Source organism: Amycolatopsis sp. NPDC049688 (assembly GCF_040674975.1).
Classification (GTDB): Bacteria; Actinomycetota; Actinomycetes; order Mycobacteriales; family Pseudonocardiaceae; genus Amycolatopsis.
The window spans coordinates 23668-42289 of record NZ_JBFANY010000003.1 but is presented as its reverse complement, the minus strand read 5'-3'; the positions used below and the strand labels follow the sequence as shown (position 1 = coordinate 42289).

The window sequence follows — 18622 nt, the reverse complement described above, 5'->3', positions numbered from 1 at the left end:
CCCGTTCAGGCGCGCGGTGAGGCGGTGCTCTCGCGCCGGGTGAGCCGGGGCCCGAGCAGCCGGACCTCCGGGGTGGTGTGGCCGGCGAGCCGGCGCATGGTCATCTCGACGGCCTGGGTGCCGACCTCCTCGGCCGGGATGGCCACGTTGGTCAGCGCAACCACGTGCTGCTCGGCCATGCTGTCCGGGCACACGGCGATGACCGAGATGTCCTCGGGCACCCGCAGGCCGCGGTGGCGCAGATCCGACAGCAGCCCGGGCAGCACGGCCTCGTTGTGCACGACCAGGCCGGTCAGGCCGGGGTCGGTGGCGAGCAGGTCGTCCAGGCAGGCGCTCACCGCTTCGTAGGAATGGGCGCACGACCGGGAGGCCGCGCGCACGTCACGGCTCTTCGCGGCTTCGTCGAAACCGCGCAGGAACCGCGTCGCGTAGCTCGTCCCGCGCCGGTAGACCGCCGGGGAGGGGCCGATCAGCGCGATCGAGCGGTGACCGAGGTCGGCCAGGTGCGCGACGCACGCCGAGCCGGCCGCGGTGAAGTCGAGGTCGACGCAGCTGAGCCCGGCCGGGTGGTCCGGCACGCCGATGAGCACCACCGGCAGGTCGAGGGCCAGCAGCATCGGCACCCGCGGGTCGGCGGTTTCGACGTCCATCACCATCAGCGCGTCGGCGATCGCCGACGAGGCGACCCGTTGCAGCGCAGCGGGTCCTTCGTCCTTCGTGAGCAGGAGCAGGTCGTGGTCGTGCGCGCGGGCCGCGGTGACCGCCGAGGCGACGAACTCCATCACGACGGCGACGTTGAGGTCCGTGCGCAGCGGCACGACCAGCGCCAGCACGTTGGTCTTGCTGCTGGCCAGGGCCCGCGCCCCGGCGTGCGGGTGGTACCCGAGCTTGCGGATGCTGTCCTCGACCAGCCGCCGGGTCTTCGGCGAGATCGAGCGCTTGCCGCTGATCACGTACGACACCGTGCTGGGGGCGACCCCGGCCGCGTTGGCGACGTCGTTGATCGTGACCACGGGCGGCCTCCTGGGGACGGGGGAGGAATGCGTCGGTGTCGAAGCGCATCGACGATGGCACGAAGGTAGGTGACACCGGGCGGAAACACAAGCGCCATTCGCCGTTCGCCCGCATTCGATTCGGATTCGACAACGGGCTCTCGCGTCGAATTCGTCGAAACTGCCTGATGACGATTCTTGTTGCAGCTCAGCGCCGGATTACCGGCATCCAGCCGGCCGCCCTGGGAGCGTTCCCAGGAACTCTTGACCACATGCTCACACGGCTGTAATAGTCGTCACGCTCCCCACCCTTCGACGCGAATGTTCCGCGCCGCGCCGTCGAAACGATTCGACGATTCCGGAGGCTGTCCGTGCGCAAGTCCCTGTTCCGCCGTGCCCTCGTCCCGGCGGTGGCCGCGACCCTGCTGCTGGCCCCTTCGCCGGCGCTCGCGGCGCCGCCACCGCCGTTCCGCGACCCGTCGCTGCCCCTGGCCACCCGGATCGGCGACCTGCTGTCCCGGCTGACGGCGGACGAGAAGATCTCGCTGCTGCACCAGTACGAGCCGGCCATCCCGCGGCTCGGCATCGGCGTGTTCAAGACGGGCACCGAAGCACTGCACGGCGTCGCCTGGTCGACCGACTACGACAACAAGGGCGCCGTCGTGAAGGCGGACGGCACGGTCTTCCCGCAGGCCATCGGCCTGGCCAGCACCTGGAACCCGGCGCTGGTCAAGCAGGTGGGCGCGGCCGTCGGGCAGGAAGCCCGCGGGTTCAACGCCCGCAACCCGACGCTGTGGGGCCTCAACCTCTGGGCCCCGGTGGTGAACCTGCTGCGCGACCCGCGGTGGGGCCGCAACGAAGAGGGCTACTCCGAAGATCCCTACTTGACCGGCGAATTCGCGAAGGCCTACGGCCACGGCATCCAGGGCGACGACCCCCGGTACCTGCAGGCCGCGCCGACGCTCAAGCACTTCCTCGCCTACAACAACGAGGTCGACCGCGACACCAGCAATTCCTCGGTGCCGCCGAAGATCCTGCACGACTACGACCAGCAGGCGTTCAAGATCCCGCTGCAGGCGGGCGCGGCCAACGCCGTGATGCCGTCGTACAACCTGGTCAACGGGCGGCCCAACCACGTGAGCCCGGACCTCGACGGCGCGCTGCGGAAGTGGGCGCCGCAGGACATCGCCGTGGTCAGCGACGCCGGCGCGCCGTCCAACCTGGTCAACTCCGAGAAGTACTACGCCACCAAGGCCGAAGGGGACGCCGCGGCGATCAAGGCCGGGCTCGACAGCTTCACCGACAACGACACCGACGGCTCGATCACCGTCGCCGCGGTCAAGGAAGCACTGGCCAAAGGCTTCCTGACGATTGCGGACGTCGAGAACGCCGACCGCCACCTGCTGTCGCTGCGGTTCCGGCTCGGCGAGTTCGACCCGCCGGGCCGCAACCCGTACGCCGGGATCACCCCGGCCGTCATCGGCTCGCCCGAACACCAGGCGCTGGCCCGCAAGACCGCCGACGAGCAGCTGGTGCTGCTGCGCAACAACGGGAACGCGCTGCCGCTGAACACCGCGCAGAACAAGAAGATCGCGGTCGTCGGCCCGCTTTCGAACACCCTGTACGAAGACTGGTACGCCGGTGCGATGCAGTACAAGGTGACCCCGGTGCAGGGCATCAAGGAGCGGCTCGGCTCCGCGGGCACGGTCGCGTCGTCCGAAGGCGTGGACCGGATCGCCCTGAAGGACCTGTCCACCGGCCGGTACCTGACGGCCCCCGCGACCACCGGCAAGATCACCGCGGGCGGGACCGTCGCCGGCACCGCGGAGTCCTTCGACGTCTACGACTGGGGCGCGGGCAAGAACACCCTGCGCGCGGCCGCGAACGGCAAGTTCCTCAGCTACTCCGGCGGCGCGCTGGTCAACGACGTCGACCAGCCGGCCGGCTGGTTCGTGCAGCAGCAGCTGAAGCTCGACGCCCAGCCCGACGGCAGCTACGTGCTCGAGTACGCGGGCAACGAGGTGAACGAGCCGTGGTTCGGCCCGAACAAGTTCGCCGTGGTCGGCGCCGACGGCGTCCTGACGATCTCGTCGCCGGACGCCGCGCACGCGACCAAGTTCGGCCGTGACGTGCTGACCAGCGGTGTCGGCAGCGCGGTCGCCGCGGCCAAGGACGCGGACACCGCCGTCGTCGTGGTCGGCAGCATGCCGTTCATCAACGGCCGCGAGGCGAACGACCGGACGAGCACCGAGCTCGCCCCGGCGCAGCGCGCGCTGATCGAGGCCGTGCAGAAGGCCAACCCGCACACGGTCGTCGTGGTGGAGAACAGCTACCCGACGACCGGCTGGGACACGCTTCCGGTGCCGGGCATCCTCTGGACCAGCCACGCCGGGCAGGAAACCGGGCACGCGGTCGCCGACGTGCTCTTCGGCGACCAGGACCCGAGCGGCCGGCTCACCCAGACCTGGTACGCCTCCGACGCGGGGCTGCCGAGCATCCTCGACTACGACATCGCCAAGACCGGGATGACCTACCAGTACTACCGCGGCAAGCCGCTGTTCCCGTTCGGGTACGGGCTGAGCTACACCAGCTTCCGCTACGACCACGTCCGCGCGGCGCTGGCCGGCGGGACGGTCCGGGTGAGCGTCGACGTGACGAACACCGGCGCCCGCAGCGGGTCCGACGTCGTCCAGCTCTACTCGAAGAACTCCGGCGTGCAGCGGTTGCGGGACTTCTCGAAGGTGACCTTGGCGCCGAAGCAGACTCGCACGCTGCGGTTCGAGGTGCCCGTGGCGGACCTGGCGTCCTGGGACGTCGCGCGGGACCGGTCCGTGGTGGCCGACGGCGTCTACGAGTTCTCGGTGGGCCGCAACGCCACCGACCTTTCGGCGCCGCAGCCGGTCCACGTGCCGGGGGAACGCCCTCTGCCGCGCGACTTGAGCCGTCCGACGCAGGCCCAGAACTTCGACGACTACTCCGGGACGACCTTGACCGACACGTCGAAGGTGTCGGGCACCTCGGTCGCGGGCGTGGCCGGTAGCTGGGTGGCGTACCGCAATGTGGCCCTGACCGGCCCGGCGCGGTTCTCGGCCTCGGTGTCCGCGCCCGCGGCATCGCACATCACGGTCCGGCTCGGCTCGCCGACCGGCCGCGTGCTGGCCACGGTTCCGGTCCCGTCGACGGGTGACCACTACGCCTACACGACGGTGACGGCGGCGCTGGCGAAGGCGAGCGGCCGGCACGACGTCTACCTGACGTTCGACGGCCCGGTGAACCTGGCGACGTTCACCCTGCGGTAAGCAGTCTTACGACGGCTTCCGGCCGACGCCGGCGTACGGGAGGGAGTTGACCGACGGGGTGTCGGACATGTCGCCGGCGCCCTCGGGGTTCCACATCGCGCAGCCGACCAGGCCCGGTTCGACCAGGTCGAAGCCCTGGAAGAACCGGAGCACCTGGTCGTGCGTGCGCGGGAACGGCCGGTTCTGCTCGTTCTGCCGGCTCGTGTACACCTCGATCGCCTCGTCGAGGCCCGCCGAGCCGGAGTCCGCCGCGACGTGCGTGAGGGCCAGGAAACTGCCCGGGGCAAGCCGGTCGCGGTAGCGGGCCAGGATGCCGGCCGGGTCCCACGCGTCGGGCACGAAGTGCAGCAGCAGCAACATGAACACGCCGGTCGGCTGGGCGGGGTCGAGCAGCCGGCGCGCCGGCTCCGCGTCGAAGATGTCGTTGACGTCGCGCAGGTCGGCCTGGAGCACCGCGCAGTTGTCGTTGCCCTGCAGCAGCAGTTCGCTGTGCGCGACCGCGACCGGCTCGCGGTCGACGTAGACCACCCGGCACGAAGGGTCGGCCTGCTGGACGATCTCGTGCAGGTTGCCGGCGGTCGGGATGCCGGAACCGACGTCGAGGAACTGCCGGATCCCGGCGGCCACCATGTACCGCGCGGCGCGGCGCAGGAAGGCGCGGTTGAGCCGGGCCGCGTCGCGGACACCCGGCATGATCTGCAGGATCTGCTCGCCGAGGGCGCGGTCGGCGGCGAAGTTGTGGTCGCCGTCGAGCCAGAAGTCGTACACCCGCGCCGGGTTCGGCACCGTGGTGTCGATCTCCGGCGGTACCCAGCTCAGCTCTCCGGTCACGGGACCCTCCCACCCTCGCGGACTCTGCGGTGGCGAAGCTTAGCCGCCTCCTCCGTTCGTGTGGACTCGTGCGCCGGGGCCGCGGCGCCGGAGCTAAGGTGGCCCGGTCGCGAGGAGACGAGGCCATGACGAACCCGCGTCCCGTTCCCGGCCGGCGGCCCGTGCTCGGCCATTCGGTGCCGCTGCTGCGGGACCCGCTGAAGTTCCTCACTTCCCTGTCCGCGCACGGAGAAGTCGTCAAAATCCACCTCGGCCCGCTGCCGGTGCACGTGGTCACCACCCCGGAGCTGGCCTGGCGGGTGCTGGCCACCGACGCCGGCAAGTTCGACAAGGGCCTGGTCTTCGACAAGATGCGCCCGCTCTTCGGCGACGGCCTGGCCACCTCGAACGGCGAGGTCAACCGCCGCCGGCGCCGGCTGGTGATGCCGGCCTTCGGGCACGCCCGGATCGCCGGCTACGCCGAGCACACCATGACCGGGCTGGCCGCCGAGCTGGTGGATTCGTGGCGGCCCGGCGAAGTCGTCCAGTTCGACCAGCGGATGCAGGACCTCGTGCTGACCATCGCCGGGCAGACGCTGTTCTCCACCGCGCTCGGCGACGAAGCCCTGGCGGAGATCCGGCGCTCGATCCCGGTCATGCTCAGGTACGTGCTGGTCCGGGCGTTCTCGCCGGGATTCGTCGAGAAGCTGCCGATCCCGCCCAACCGGCGCTTCGACGCCGCGGCCGCGCGCCTGCGCGAGGTGATCGGCGAAACCGTCGTCAAGGCCCGCGAGGACGGCGCCGACCACGGCGACCTGCTTTCGATGCTGCTGCTGGCCCGCGACGAGGACACCGGCGAGGGGATGTCCGACCGCCAGGTGCACGACGAGGTCATCACCATCCTGACCACCGGCGCCGAAACCACCGCCGTCGCGCTGGCCTGGTTCTTCCACGAGCTCGGGCAGCACCCCGACGTCGAACGGCGGTTCCACGCGGAGGTCGACGAAGTCCTCGCCGGGCGCCCCGCGCGCTTCGAAGACCTGCCGGATCTGGGGTACACGCACCGGATCGTGAACGAGATCGTCCGCCGCACCCCGCCGCTGATCCTGATGCGCCGCGCCCGCGAGGACGTCGAGCTGGGCGGGGTGGCGATCCCGGCGGGCAGCGAGGTCGCCGTCAGCCAGCACACCCTGCACCGCGATCCGCGCTGGTTCCCCGACCCCGACCGGTTCGACCCGGACCGCTGGACGCCCGGCCGCGCCGCCGAACTGCCGAAGGGCGCGTACATCCCGTTCGGAGCCGGCGCCCGGCTGTGCCCGGGACACGTCTTCGCGCCGACGGAGATCGGCATCGTCGCCGCCACGATCGGGGCGCGCTGGCGGCTGGTCCCGGTGCCCGGGCAGCGGGTGTACGCGCAGATCAAGGCCACGATGCAGCCGAACCGGCTGCCGATGACCGTGGTGCCCCGCCGGACCTGACGGTACCGGTTCCACTACCGGGTGTAGTGTTCTCGGGTCCTGAACAGCCAGCTGTGCCCGACGAAAGGGAACTACGGCGTGAGACGGCCGCTCAAGCTGACGTCGGCGTTGTTCGCCTTCGGTGTCCTGCTCGCCTCGCTGACCGCGGCGGTCCCCGCCGAGGCCGTCGCGATCTCCTGCACCGACACGGACCTGCCGGTTTCCGGGCCCGGCCTGCCACCCCTGGTGCCCGGCGCGCCGGCGACCGTGCACGGCCGGCTGTGCCTGCCCGCGGGGGAGGCGCCGGACACCGTCCAGCTGCTCGTGCACGGCGGAACGTACAACAGCGCGTACTGGGACCTGCCGTACGAGCCGGAGCGCTACTCCTACCAGCGCGACATGGCCGCGCACGGCTACGCCACCTTCGCCGCCGACCAGCTCGGCGCCGGGCGCAGCAGCCGGCCGCTGAGCCTGCCGCTGTCGGCCTGGGCCGAGGCGGAGGCGATGCACGAGGTGGTCGGCCACCTGCGCGCCGGCCGGGCCGGCGGGGGGCCGTTCGCGAAGGTGGTCATCGTCGGGCACTCGGTCGGGTCGGGGGTCGTCGCGGTGGAGGCGTCGACCTACCACGACGTCGACGGCGTCGTCCTCACCGGCATCACGCACCTGCCCGCGCTGCCGGTGCTCGCGCTCGGGGCCGCGCTCGGCCTGCAGCCGGCGATGGTCGACAGCGGATTGGCCGGCCTGGGCAGCGACCCGCTGTACTTCACCACGAAGCCGGGCGCCCGGGCCGGGTTGTTCTACGCCGCGGGCGATTCCGACCCCGCCGTGATCGCCGCCGACGAAGCCACCAAGGACCAGGTTTCGGTGCCCGGGATGGGCACCGTCGCGTTGTTCGGCATCGTGGTGCCCTCGACCCGGGGGATCACGGTGCCGGTTTTCCAGGTGGTCGGCGAAAAGGACGTCCTTTTTTGCGGCGTGCTGGCGTTGCGTGACTGTTCGGACGCCGGGGTGTTACGGGCCCAGGAGGCGCCCTACTACGCCGATCCTTCGAAGTTGTCGATGTACGTGCTGCCCGGGGCGGGGCATTCCGTGGCGTTGCACGAAAACGCCGGCGAATACCGCAGCGCGACCCGTTCGTGGCTGCAGGACCGCCTGGGTATCGCTCCGCAGGGTTATCACTCGATCGGACGAAACTGAATCCGTGCGTCCCGTGCAATTCCGAGACAAGATGGATCGGTTGACCCGATCCGGTGGGCGTACTGAACTTTTGGACAGCCTCAAGTGACTGCTGCTCATCCCCGCGGCGGCGGCCCGCGGAAGAAACCGTCCGCCGAACGCGCGGCGCGCCGGCTCGGCACGCTGGCGCGCAAATGGGGTTACCTGGTCAGCACCACGGCCTACCTGCCGCACACCCCCGAGGAGATCGAACGTGAACTGGCGGCCCTGTCCGGCAGGCTGTTCGAGGCGGTCGTGAGCGATCCGCCGGACCTCGAGGCGGCCGCCGCCGCGGGCGGGCGGCTGGTCGAGCTGCGGTGCGTCGGCGCGGACAGCCTGCGGCGCAGCCTGGAGGTGCTGGCCAAGGCGCTGCTGCGGGAACCGGAACTGCACGGGGTCGACGGGCTCGCCGAGCGGGTCGTGCTGGTGCTCGGCGCGTTCAGCTCGGGCTACGGCGAGATGCTGCGCGAGGACATCCAGAAACGGCAGGAAGGCTTGAGCCGCGCCCTGTTGAAGGTCGAGCAGGAGACGCGGCAGAAGCAGGTGATCACCCGCGCGCAGTTCGAGGAGGTGTTCGCCGGCTCGGCCAGCGGCGTCGCGCTCACCGAGCTGGACGGCCGGGTGCTGCGGGCCAACGCGGCCCTGGCCAAGACGCTCAACCGGACGCCGGCCGAGATCGCCGCGCGGACCCTGTTCGACCTCGTCCACCCCGAGGACGTCGAGCAGCTGCGGGAGGGCTACCGCGAGCTGGTGGCGGGCCGGCTGCACCGGCTGCGCACCGGGCGGCGCCTGGTCGGCAAGGACGGCGAGCCGATGTGGGCCACGTTCGCCGCGTCGGTCATCCGGGACGCGGTCGGCACGCCCCGGCAGGTGCTCACCATCGTCGACGACGACACCGAGGTGTCGCTGCTGCAGCGACGGCTGAGCCACCAGGCCCTGCACGACGTGCTGACCGGGCTGCCGAACCGGCAGTTCTTCGGCACCCGCCTGGAAACCCTGCTGCGCGACGCGGACCCGGCCCGCGGCGTCACGCTCTTCCACCTCGACCTCGACGGCTTCTCGCAGATCAACGGCGGGCTGGGCCAGGAGCTCGGGGACCGGGTGCTGCGCGGGGTCGCGGCCAAGCTGAAGACGGTCTTCGAACCGGAGAAGGCGCTCGTGGCCCGGCTCGGCGGCGACGAGTTCGGCGTGCTGGTGCAGAACACCGAGGACACGCCGGACGTGGGGACGCTGGTCCGCCGGATCACCCACGAGCTCGCCGAGCCGGAGTACGTCGACGGGCAGCACGGGGTCGCGGTGTCGGCCGCGGTCGGCGTCGTCCACCGGCCGCCGCGGGACGTCACGCCGGCGGAACTGCTCCGGGCGTCGGACCTGACCGTCCGGCGCGTGCGCCGCACGGGGCACCAGTGGGGCCTGTTCGACCCCGAGCTGGACCGGCGGGACCGGCACGGTTTCGGTCTCGCCGCGGCGATGGCCGGCGCGTGGGAGAACGGCGAGGTCGCCGTCGGCTACCGCGTGCTGGTGCGCCCGGAAGACGGCTCGGTCGAGAGCGTCGAAGCCCGGCTGCGCTGGAACCACCCGGGCGAAGGGGTGCTGGCGCACGACGAATGCGTCCGGCTGGCCGCGGAGACCGGCCTGGCCCTGCCGCTGGGCACCTGGCTCCTGCGCGCGGCGGCCGAGCGGCTGGCGGCCTCCGGGCTCGGCGTGCCGCTCGTCGTCGAGCTGACCGTGCCGCAGGCGGCGGACCCCGAGCTGGTCGGCGAAATCCGCCGCGTCCTGGACGACACCGGCCTGGCGCCGGACCGCCTGCGCCCCGGCTTCCCGGCCGCTGCGCTCGCGGCGGACGCCGGCGACGCGGCCGACAACATCCGGGTGCTGGCGGAGATCGGCGTGCCGGTGGAGATCCACGGCTTCGGCGACGCGACCTGCCTCACGGAGTTCCCGGTCCGCGCGGTCCGGCTCGCGCCGAACCTGGTGGCGCGCCGGGAACACCCGCTGGTGACCGGCACGTTGTCGGCGCTGGTCGACGCGGCCCACGCGGCCGGGGCGGCGGTCTCGGTCGACGGCGTCGAGACTGCCGGGCAGGCGGAGTGGTGGCAGGAACGGGGCGCGGACCGGGTTTCGGGCCCGGCGTTCCCCGGGCCGCCGGGCGGCTTGCCGTCCTGCTGAGGCGGATCCGGGTCAGATCCGGACGAGGACCTCGCCGAGGGGTTTGCGCCGCAGGTCCGGCACGACGCAGTCGTCGGCCGGGTAGCCCACCGGGATCACCGCGAACGCCTTTTCGTTGCGGGGACGGCCGAGCAGCTCCCCGAGGAACCGCATCGGCGACGGCGTGTGCGTCAACGCCGCCAGGCCCGCCACCTGCAACGCGGTGAGCAGCATGCCGACCGCGATGCCCACCGACTCGTCGACGTAGTAGTGCTTGCGGACACCGCCGTCCTCGGCGAGGGCGAACCGTTGCTGGAACACGACGATGAGGTACGGCGCGTCCGTGAGGTGCGGCTTCACCGCGTCGGTGCCGAGGGGGCGCAGGGCGGCGAGCCATTCGTCGCCGAGCCGGCCGTCGTAGGAAAGCTGTTCTTCGGCCTCGGCGGCCTCGCGGATCCGGCGGCGCACGCCGGGATCGGTGACGAGGACGAACGTCCACGGCTGCTGGTGGGCCCCGCTCGGGGCGGTCGAAGCCACCGCGATGGCGTCGAGCACCGCGCGTTCGGGGACCGGGTCGGGGGAGAACATCCGGACCGAGCGCCGCGCCTCCATGCGCTGCCGCAGCGCGGCGGCCCGGGCGAGGCTTTCGTCGTCGGACAGCCGGGCGGGACGGTAGGGGACCGGGTGGTAGGTCATGTCCGGATTGTGGCGGGGGACACGCGCCCGGCAGCAGGGCCGAACGTACGATTCGCGGTGTCGAGTGTCCGATCTACGGACAGTAAGGTCATCCTTGCTTCGAAAATTGCCCCGAACAGCCCAAGGTAACTGGACCGTTCGGTCCTGTCGCGTCCGGTGATCTCCTCATTACCCTCCAGTAGCAGACAGTGGTGCCGATCACAGTCGTTCCAGGAGGCCCCATGGCGTCGCGCGTCCGAGGACCCGGCTCCGAAGACCGGCGCGAACTGCGGCTCAGGCACCTCACCGGCTGCCTCACCTGCACGCTCAAATGCGTGTACTGCGGGCTGCCGGTGCGGCTCGCCGGCCCGGGCGACCACCCGGGTTACGGCGTGGTCGAAGAACTGACCGGCGACCTCGTGCTGCTGCACCGGTTCTGCCGCAGCGCGCTCGGCCGCTGCCGGACGCGGGGGTGCGTGCTGCGGCGCGCCCACCTCGGCCGCGCGACCGAGCAGTACGAAACCGGCCGGCGGCCCGGGCGTTACCAGCGCCTCGGCGTCCGGCGGTCGCCCGACCTCGATCTGTACCGGAAACGCTGGCGGGTCGCGAAGATGCGGTACGCGTGCCAGGCGTGCCGGTACTACACCGGCTCGCACTGAGCCGGTCCTTCCATCACGACGCGGAGGACTCGTGCTCGTTCGTCTCATCCTCGGCCTGCTCATGACCGTCGTCGGCCTCGCCGTCGCCGGCAAGCGGGTGGCCTTCCTGTACCGGCTGATCAAGGCGGGCCAGCCGGACACCAAGCGGTCCGACGACCTCGGCGCCCGCGTCTTCGCGCAGGTGCGCGAGGTGTTCGGCCAGCGCAAGCTGCTGAAGTGGTCGGTGCCCGGCCTGGCACACTTCTTCACGTTCTGGGGCTTCGTGATCCTCGCTTCGGTGTACCTCGAGGCGTACGGCGCGCTCTTCGACGAGCGGTTCGCGATTCCGTGGATCGGCCACTGGGCGGTGCTCGGCTTCCTGCAGGACTTCATCGCCGTCGCGGTGGCCGTCTCGCTCGCCGTGTTCACCGTCATCCGCATCCGGAACGCCCCCGAGCGCAAGGACCGCGCGTCCCGCTTCTACGGTTCGCACACCGGCGGCGCGTGGCTGATCCTGTTCATGATCTTCAACGTCGTCTGGACGATGTTCTTCTTCCGCGGCGCGTCCTCGGCGTCCGGGAACTTCCCGTACGACAACGGCGCCTACGTCTCGCTCGGCGTCGGGAACCTGCTGGAGCCGCTCGGGCACTCGACGACCGAGGTGCTGGAGACGGTCGGGCTGCTGCTGCACATCGGCGTCATGCTGGTGTTCCTGTCGATCGTGCTCTACTCCAAGCACCTGCACATCTTCGTGGCCCCGATCAACGTCTCGGCGAAGCGGCTGCCGGACGCGCTCGGCCCGCTGCTGCCGATGGAGTCCGCGGGCAAGCCGATCGACTTCGAGGACCCGGGCGAGGACGACACGTTCGGCCGCGGCAAGATCGGCGACTTCACGTGGAAGGGCATGCTCGACTTCGCCACGTGCACCGAGTGCGGCCGCTGCCAGTCGCAGTGCCCGGCGTGGAACACCGGGAAACCGTTGTCGCCCAAGCTCGTCATCATGAACCTGCGCGACAACCTGTTCGAGGAGGCGCCCTACATCCTGGCGGGCACCGAGCACGAGGGCGCGCGCCCGCTGGTCGGCCCGGAGGACGACGGCGGCGTCATCGACCCGGACGTGCTGTGGTCGTGCACCACCTGCGGCGCGTGCGTCGAGCAGTGCCCGGTCGACATCGAGCACGTCGACCACATCGTCGACATGCGCCGCTACCAGGTGATGATCGAGTCGGCGTTCCCGACCGAGCTGGGCGGGCTGTTCAAGAACCTCGAAACCAAGGGCAATCCCTGGGGCCAGAACAACTCGGAGCGCCTGGCCTGGACGAAGGACCTGGGCTTCGACGTCCCGGTGTTCGACGGCGAACTCGCCGAGGACGTCGAGTACGTCTACTGGGTCGGCTGCGCGGGCGCGTTCGACGACCAGGCGCGCAAGACGGTCCGCGCCACGGCGGAGCTGCTGCACATCGCCGGCGTGAAGTACGTGGTGCTGGGCAACGAGGAGTCCTGCACCGGCGACCCGGCCCGCCGCGCGGGCAACGAGTTCCTGTTCCAGATGATGGCCCAGCAGACGGCCGAGACGCTCAACGCCGTGTTCGAGGGCCGTGAGCCCCGGCTGCGCAAGATCGTCACGACGTGCCCGCACTGCCTGAACACGCTGAGCCGCGAATACCCCCAGCTGGACGGCCACTACGAGGTGGTCCACCACACGCAGCTGCTCAACCGCCTGGTCCGCGGCGGCCAGCTGACCCCGGTCAAGCCGGTCGAGGACGGCCCGCGCGTCACCTACCACGACCCCTGTTACCTGGGCCGCCACAACAAGGTCTACACCCCGCCGCGCGAGCTGGTCGGCGCGACGGGCGCCACACTGGCGGAGATGCCCCGCCACGCGGACCGCGCACTGTGCTGCGGCGCGGGCGGCGCCCGGATGTGGATGGAGGAGCAGATCGGCAAACGCATCAACCTGGAGCGCGTCGACGAAGCGATCGCAACGGACGCGGAGACGATCGTGACGGGCTGCCCGTTCTGCCGCGTGATGCTGACCGACGGCCTGGTCCAGCGCCAGAGCGAGCAGAAGGCGGAGAACGTCGACGTCCGCGACGTCGCCCAGCTGCTCCTGGAGCGGGTGAAGACCCCGGACACCTCGGCCCCGAAGGCCTGACCGGGCGGCATTCGTGGCTGGAATGCACGAATGCGCCCCACAGTAGAACGGCGAGATCGCGGTCGGCGTCGGTCGAGGGACCGGCCGGCGCCTTCCGCGTGCGCTGCACCGCTGTGCGAAGCGCCTTGTGCCGAGTCCACCGAGCATCGTGAGAGCAATGATCTGCAGCCGTGCGTGAGGTTCGACCTCCGGTCGAACCGGTAGCTCAACGGTCTCCGCGGGAGCTCAGTCGAACGAACTATCGCGCTGGGAGTCGTCGGGGACCATCCGGGCCGCGAAGAGGGCGCACCGGGGCGCACTGCCGGGCGCGGCCAGGACGCGGCGGTCGCAATGATCGACCGGGCACCGGTGGGGGACGCGGAACTGTCCGCGCAGCCACGACGGCGTTCTGCCGGCCGAGTCACCGTCACGGATGATCTGGGTGCCCCCGTTGCGCAACAGCCGGTCGATCTTTCGCGTCAATGCGCTCCAGCCGTCGAGGGTGTCCAGTCCCGCACGGGTATCGGCCAGCAGGTGTTCGTACCGGCCGCGTTCCTGCACCACGGTCGCTTCGTCGTGGATCCGCAGCAACCGGGCGCAGATATCGGCCCACAGCTTCCGGTGTTCCTCCGGCATTTCGTCTCCGATCACGGATCACGGTCGTCCATTGGGTAAGGTGGCACACCACGCAGGAGGTGTCGATGTCTTCGGTTCCCGAGATCGTTCCCCGGGATTTTCCTTTCCCCGAGGGCACGCGGGGAAAGATCCACGACGCGATCCTGCGGATCACCACGTCGCGGCAAGGCTGGCACGGGCCGGTGGAATCGGTCAGGATACGCCGGGTGTTCGATGGTGGGCGCAGCGGCGCCCTGGTGCTGGACGTCGTATTGCGGGCGGGTTCCGAGCGCCGCCAGCGGGTCGTCAAAATCGGGCCGGTTGCGGAGATGGTGACGGAGTTCGCGAATTTCCGGCGGTTTCTGGGCGACTACCCCACAGCGGTTTGCGCACCCATCCAAGAGGTGACGGACGGCGCACGCGGAGAGGGTGGCCGGCCGGGCATCGAAGCCGAGGCTGTGGTCTACGCGCACGTCGAGGAGTACGCCGGCCGATCGGAGGTGCCTGCGGTCACCCTCGAGGACGTCGTCGCCGGGGCGTTCGGCAGCGGGACGGCGGAACAGCTTGCCCACGGGCTGATCACCGCGTTGTTCACGGCGATGGCAACACCGTTCCACAATCGCCGGGAGGTGCAGGCCGAACGAAGCCTGCGCGACCTCAACCCGGTGCTCGGGCCGGACATCGTGATCGAGCCGGGTGTGGTGACCGCGGAGCTGACCTACCCCGAAGACATCCTGCAGGCGTCGCTGGAAGGGACGGAGAACTTCCCGCCCGGTACGCCGATCCGCCTGGCCGATCCGGCGCATTCGGCTGTGCGGGTCGTCCTGTCCTCACCGTCGGACGGGCCGATCTCCGGAGTGGTCGTCAGCACGAGGTTCGCCGAACGACGGGCCCGCTTCGACGGGGCGTTCGAGACGGTCGAGCGGACGGCGGACGCCGTCGTCGCCGACGGTGTCCGCACAGCCGATCCGGCCCGTGGGCTGCAGCGCGTGCTGACCGACCCGGAGCTGGGCCGGGTCCGCGGTGTCGTGCACGGAGACCTGAACGGCCGGAACGTCATGTGCGTGGACGGCCGCCCGGTGCTGATCGACTTCGCCGCCACCACCGACGACCAACCGGTGCTCGCCGACGCGGCGTACCTGGAGGTCAGCCTGATCCGGGACGTCTTCGCCGAACTGACGTACGCCGAATCCGTCCGGATTCAGCGGCTGCTGGCGCTGGCCGGCCGGCTGTCTGCTCCCGGTGCGGACGAACGGCTGGCGGACCTGCTCGACGGACGGCAGGCGAGGATCGCCTTCGGCATCTTGGCCAAAATCCGGTCGAGCGCTGCTCGCTCGTACCCGCGAGAGGTGGTCGCGTGGCGTGACTACCTGGCACAAGTGCACTTCACCGCTTACCGGACCGCGAAGTGGGGGCCTGAGGTCCAGACGGCGGCCAAGCTCCGCGCGGTGCACGCAGTCGCTGCGGTGGCCACCGAGTGGCTGGCCGACGACGATTCGTTCGCGCACTGGCCGGACCCGGACGAAGTACTGAAGTGCGTGGCGAGCTTCGCCGACCCGGCCGATCCGGAGACCCTTGATGTGATCGCCGGGCTGGTGGCGGCCGCCGACCGGGAGCAGCCGGGCGCCGACGTGGATCTGCGCGAGTTCACCGATCGCTACGTGATCCGGTACTTTTCGGCAGAAGCGCGCGAAATGGTGCTCGAGTTGTCCCGAGAGCATGACTGGTTCATGGGCGGTGCGCCGGAGGAGACGCCGACGCCCCTTGTCGTGGCCGGTGGTGCGGGCAGCGGGAAGACCACGGTTCTCCGCGAACTCGCTTACCGGGCCGCGATGGACATCGTCCGTCCCGACGGCGGGGTCGCCGGGCTCGGGATGCCGCGGCTGGTCCACGCCCGCAGGCTCCTCGACGACACGGACACCGGGGGATTGCCACGGGAAGCGCTCGCCTTGGGTGCGATCCGACTGCTGGTGGACGGTGTTGACGAGGTCCCAGCCCCCGACCGGGCCCGGTTGTTCGAGCGGCTCGACGTCCTGCACCGTCGTTTTCCCCGCGCTCGGGTGATCCTGGCGGCCCGGAACCCGGAGCAGGCCGTCCGGATGGGTTTCGAGGTGGTGCGGATTGATCCGTGGCCCCCGAAACTCGCGATGCGATACATCGTCGACCACAGTTCCTCGGTGGTGACCTGGAGCTATTCTCGCCTGCGGCAGGAATTCCGTGGCGTCGAAGGCGTCACGCCCGGACTGTTGACCATGTACCTCGACGTCCTCCGTGAGCGTCGCACTTTCGTGGCTTTGACGGACGTCTACCACGAATACTTCGTCGCGCTCCTGGACGGGCTGGACCCGTCGGAGCTGGTCCGTGCGGCAGAGGTGAGTGTCGGCGCCGACGGTCCGGTCGCGCCGCCGGCGGGGACCGACGACTTCGTCGCGCGTGGCGTGCTCCGCCGCGAAGGCGGCGAAATCCACTTCGCGCAGGGCATCGAGCGTGACTTCTTCGCCGCGATGTCCCTCACCGAAGCATCCGAGGCCACCCTTCGCGAACGGGCCCGCAGCTTCGCCTGGCGACCGATCACCCTGCTGGCGGCTCAGCTGCCCGAGGTGCCCGACGATGTCCTGGAGACCATCGTGCGGGCCACCGGGGACGGCGACCCCGAATTCGCCGCCCGGCTCCTGCGCAGGCGGCCGTCGGTGCCGTACTGCCGCGAGTTCGTCCAGGCCCAATCGGCCGCCCTCGGCGATCCGGCACGGGGGCGGTTCACCGCGTTGAGGGCACTCCGCGCACTCGGGATCCTGGGGACTCCCGACGCGTTACGACAGCTCATGGGACAGCTCACCGCCCAGGCGGCGTCACCCGAACTGCTGCGCGCCGCACTGGATGCGCTGACCGGCCGCTCGCCGTCGAAGCCGGAAGACTTCGCGGTGCCCGAAGAGTGGCTGCGAAACCTGCTCGGTGAGCTCCTCGACGCGAACAGTCCCCGTGAGACGCGCCTCGCTGTCATCCGCGTTGTGAAGGACGAACGGGTGCGCGGGCTGGACCTTATGCTTGCCGGCCTCGTCACCGGCCTCGATGACGAGGTCGCTCAAGCAGCCGACGACGCGTTGGCGGCCCTGGACGTCGTCCTGCCCAGCTCCCTCCGTTCCCGGCGCCCGGGGCTTGCCGCCGCGCGGTTGGCCGACATCGAACGAGTGCTGCCGACCATGTCGGTGGACGCCGAGATCCAGGCGGCGCGGGCGGACCGGCTCCGGCAGCTGGAGCGGCTGGACGATCCCGCGTTCTGGTCGGAGCGCCTCTACTCCTACGGGATCCGGCACGACGTGGCCGACCGCGTCGACGGTCTGTTCGACGGCCCGGTCGATCTGAGCGAAGTGCGGCACCTCGGAGCCATGGAGGTCGGGGCGGCGAATATCCTGGCCCACCGCATTTTGGCGGAGCACCCCCGGCTGCGTGACGAGCTGGTGTTCGCGGCCGACCGCGGATCGCCGACCTCGGTGCTGCTGATCGCGGCGGCGGCCGTGGGTTCTCCGACGACGGTCTGGATCGCCGCAAAGCTGGTGACCGAGCTGGCCGAACACGATAGGGGAGAGCGGATCGAAGGCCTTGCGGCGCTGGCGCACGCGATCGTCCAGGCCGATCCGGCCACCGGGTTCCGGATCAGCCGGGATGCCGCGAGCCGGCTGCAGGATCGCGCGGTCGCCGCCCGCCTGCACTGGCCGTGGATCACGATGCTGGCACACACCCGTCCCGCCCCGGAAGAGCTGGACGTCCTGCTGGCCGCGGGCGACGTTCGGGCGATCGCCGAGGTGGCGACGGCATGCACGGCATTCGATGGTGCTCCGCCCGACCCTCTGGAATTCGGCGAGGCCGCCTGCCGGTTCCTGCTTGCCGACCGAAGCGGGGATCCGGTCGTCCGCGCGCTGGCCCTCTGCGCGGCGGGGCTGCCCCAGGGGCTGACGGAGATCACCGAGCTGATCGCCGACCGCAGTCTGGGCGCGACGGCGTCGACGATCTCTTCCGGCCGGTACGGCCTGGTGGAGGTGGCCCCGCTGGGCGAAATCCTGCCGGCGTACGGTCAGCTGGCCCGCCGAAGCGGGAAAGGCGACGCAGCTCGCCGGCTTCTGGCCGACTTCCATCCGGCCGGGCTGCATGCCAGCGTCGCGGAGGGCAAGGCGATCGCCCTCGGCTACCTCGGTGACTGGATCCCCCTGGTCGAGGCTGCATCGGGCGACGGGGGTCGGTTGGACACGGCGGCCCGGCACACCGTGCGCGAGTGGGTGCCCGGTCCGGCGACGCCTGCCGGCTTGGGCGAGCCGGTCGCCGTCGCGTCGTGGCTCAAGCAGCGGCTGGCGGACGCAGCGCTCTCGCCCGGCCGCCGGTCGCTCGCGGAGGAGCTGCTGTTCGAGGTGGAGCGACAGCACGGCGCTCTGCTTCCGGATCAGCGCTAGGCCGAACGGGCTGACGCCCTGTGGTGGCTCACCGGCCCGCGCGAGCGTCGACTTCAGCGGGTACGACGTCCCGGCCCGAGTCGCTCGTGCCCTTATCACCCTCGCCCGGTCCCGCGGGACCCGTACCCCGCGTGGCTGGAAAACCGGCTGCACCTCCTCGCCGATCTACCGGACTGAGCCGGACAATCCCGTCC

The 18622-nt window shown here is 70.9% G+C and carries 12 protein-coding genes; 8 read left to right on the top strand and 4 right to left on the bottom strand.

Going from position 1 to position 18622, the window contains the following annotated elements; all coding sequences use genetic code 11:
- Nucleotides 1–5 precede the first annotated feature (5 nt).
- Complete coding sequence (locus AB0J55_RS11315) at nucleotides 6–1013, bottom strand: LacI family DNA-binding transcriptional regulator (protein ID WP_364246128.1); 1008 nt, start codon at nucleotides 1011–1013, stop codon at nucleotides 6–8.
- A gap of 35 nt (nucleotides 1014–1048) precedes the next feature.
- Here AB0J55_RS11315 and AB0J55_RS11310 point away from each other — a divergent pair, with 35 nt between their 5' ends.
- Together AB0J55_RS11310 and AB0J55_RS11305 are read left to right on the top strand one after the other, a co-directional pair.
- On the top strand, nucleotides 1049–1282 hold the full coding sequence (locus tag AB0J55_RS11310) for a hypothetical protein (protein WP_364246126.1): 234 nt from the start codon (nucleotides 1049–1051) through the stop codon (nucleotides 1280–1282).
- Between the two features lie 81 nt (nucleotides 1283–1363).
- On the top strand, nucleotides 1364–4291 hold the full coding sequence (locus tag AB0J55_RS11305; RefSeq protein ID WP_364246123.1) for a glycoside hydrolase family 3 C-terminal domain-containing protein: 2928 nt from the start codon (nucleotides 1364–1366) through the stop codon (nucleotides 4289–4291).
- Between the two features lie 6 nt (nucleotides 4292–4297).
- On the opposite strand, the gene AB0J55_RS11300 is transcribed toward AB0J55_RS11305, so the two are convergent.
- Nucleotides 4298–5122 (bottom strand): SAM-dependent methyltransferase, encoded by an 825-nt coding sequence (locus AB0J55_RS11300; RefSeq protein WP_364246120.1) that lies wholly within the window; start codon nucleotides 5120–5122, stop codon nucleotides 4298–4300.
- A gap of 125 nt (nucleotides 5123–5247) precedes the next feature.
- Here AB0J55_RS11300 and AB0J55_RS11295 point away from each other — a divergent pair, with 125 nt between their 5' ends.
- The 3 genes from AB0J55_RS11295 (at nucleotide 5248) to AB0J55_RS11285 (ending at nucleotide 9942) form a co-directional block, all read left to right on the top strand.
- Nucleotides 5248–6579 carry a cytochrome P450 gene (locus tag AB0J55_RS11295; protein ID WP_364246117.1) on the top strand — a complete coding sequence of 444 codons (1332 nt, stop codon included), beginning with the start codon at nucleotides 5248–5250 and terminating at the stop codon, nucleotides 6577–6579.
- Nucleotides 6580–6657: 78 nt separating this feature from the next.
- Nucleotides 6658–7755, top strand: a complete 1098-nt coding sequence (locus AB0J55_RS11290; RefSeq protein WP_364246115.1) for an alpha/beta fold hydrolase — start codon at nucleotides 6658–6660, stop codon at nucleotides 7753–7755.
- An 84-nt stretch (nucleotides 7756–7839) separates the two neighbouring features.
- Nucleotides 7840–9942 carry a diguanylate cyclase gene (locus AB0J55_RS11285; protein ID WP_364246112.1) on the top strand — a complete coding sequence of 701 codons (2103 nt, stop codon included), beginning with the start codon at nucleotides 7840–7842 and terminating at the stop codon, nucleotides 9940–9942.
- Between the two features lie 12 nt (nucleotides 9943–9954).
- Here AB0J55_RS11285 and AB0J55_RS11280 read toward each other — a convergent pair whose 3' ends face one another.
- Nucleotides 9955–10617 carry a nitroreductase family protein gene (locus tag AB0J55_RS11280; RefSeq protein ID WP_364246110.1) on the bottom strand — a complete coding sequence of 221 codons (663 nt, stop codon included), beginning with the start codon at nucleotides 10615–10617 and terminating at the stop codon, nucleotides 9955–9957.
- Between the two features lie 221 nt (nucleotides 10618–10838).
- Here AB0J55_RS11280 and AB0J55_RS11275 point away from each other — a divergent pair, with 221 nt between their 5' ends.
- Nucleotides 10839–11255, top strand: coding sequence for a hypothetical protein (locus AB0J55_RS11275; RefSeq protein ID WP_004558371.1), 417 nt, complete (start codon nucleotides 10839–10841; stop codon nucleotides 11253–11255).
- Nucleotides 11256–11286: 31 nt separating this feature from the next.
- Nucleotides 11287–13389 (top strand): (Fe-S)-binding protein, encoded by a 2103-nt coding sequence (locus AB0J55_RS11270; RefSeq protein ID WP_364246108.1) that lies wholly within the window; start codon nucleotides 11287–11289, stop codon nucleotides 13387–13389.
- 225 nt (nucleotides 13390–13614) lie between these two features.
- Here the strand turns inward: AB0J55_RS11270 and AB0J55_RS11265 are convergent, their stop codons facing one another.
- Complete coding sequence (locus AB0J55_RS11265) at nucleotides 13615–13851, bottom strand: hypothetical protein (RefSeq protein WP_364246105.1); 237 nt, start codon at nucleotides 13849–13851, stop codon at nucleotides 13615–13617.
- Here AB0J55_RS11265 and AB0J55_RS11260 point away from each other — a divergent pair.
- Nucleotides 13851–18428: a hypothetical protein gene (locus tag AB0J55_RS11260; protein WP_364246103.1), complete on the top strand. Its 4578-nt coding sequence runs from the start codon at nucleotides 13851–13853 to the stop codon at nucleotides 18426–18428. The genes AB0J55_RS11265 and AB0J55_RS11260 overlap by 1 nt on opposite strands.
- Nucleotides 18429–18622: the final 194 nt, after the last annotated feature.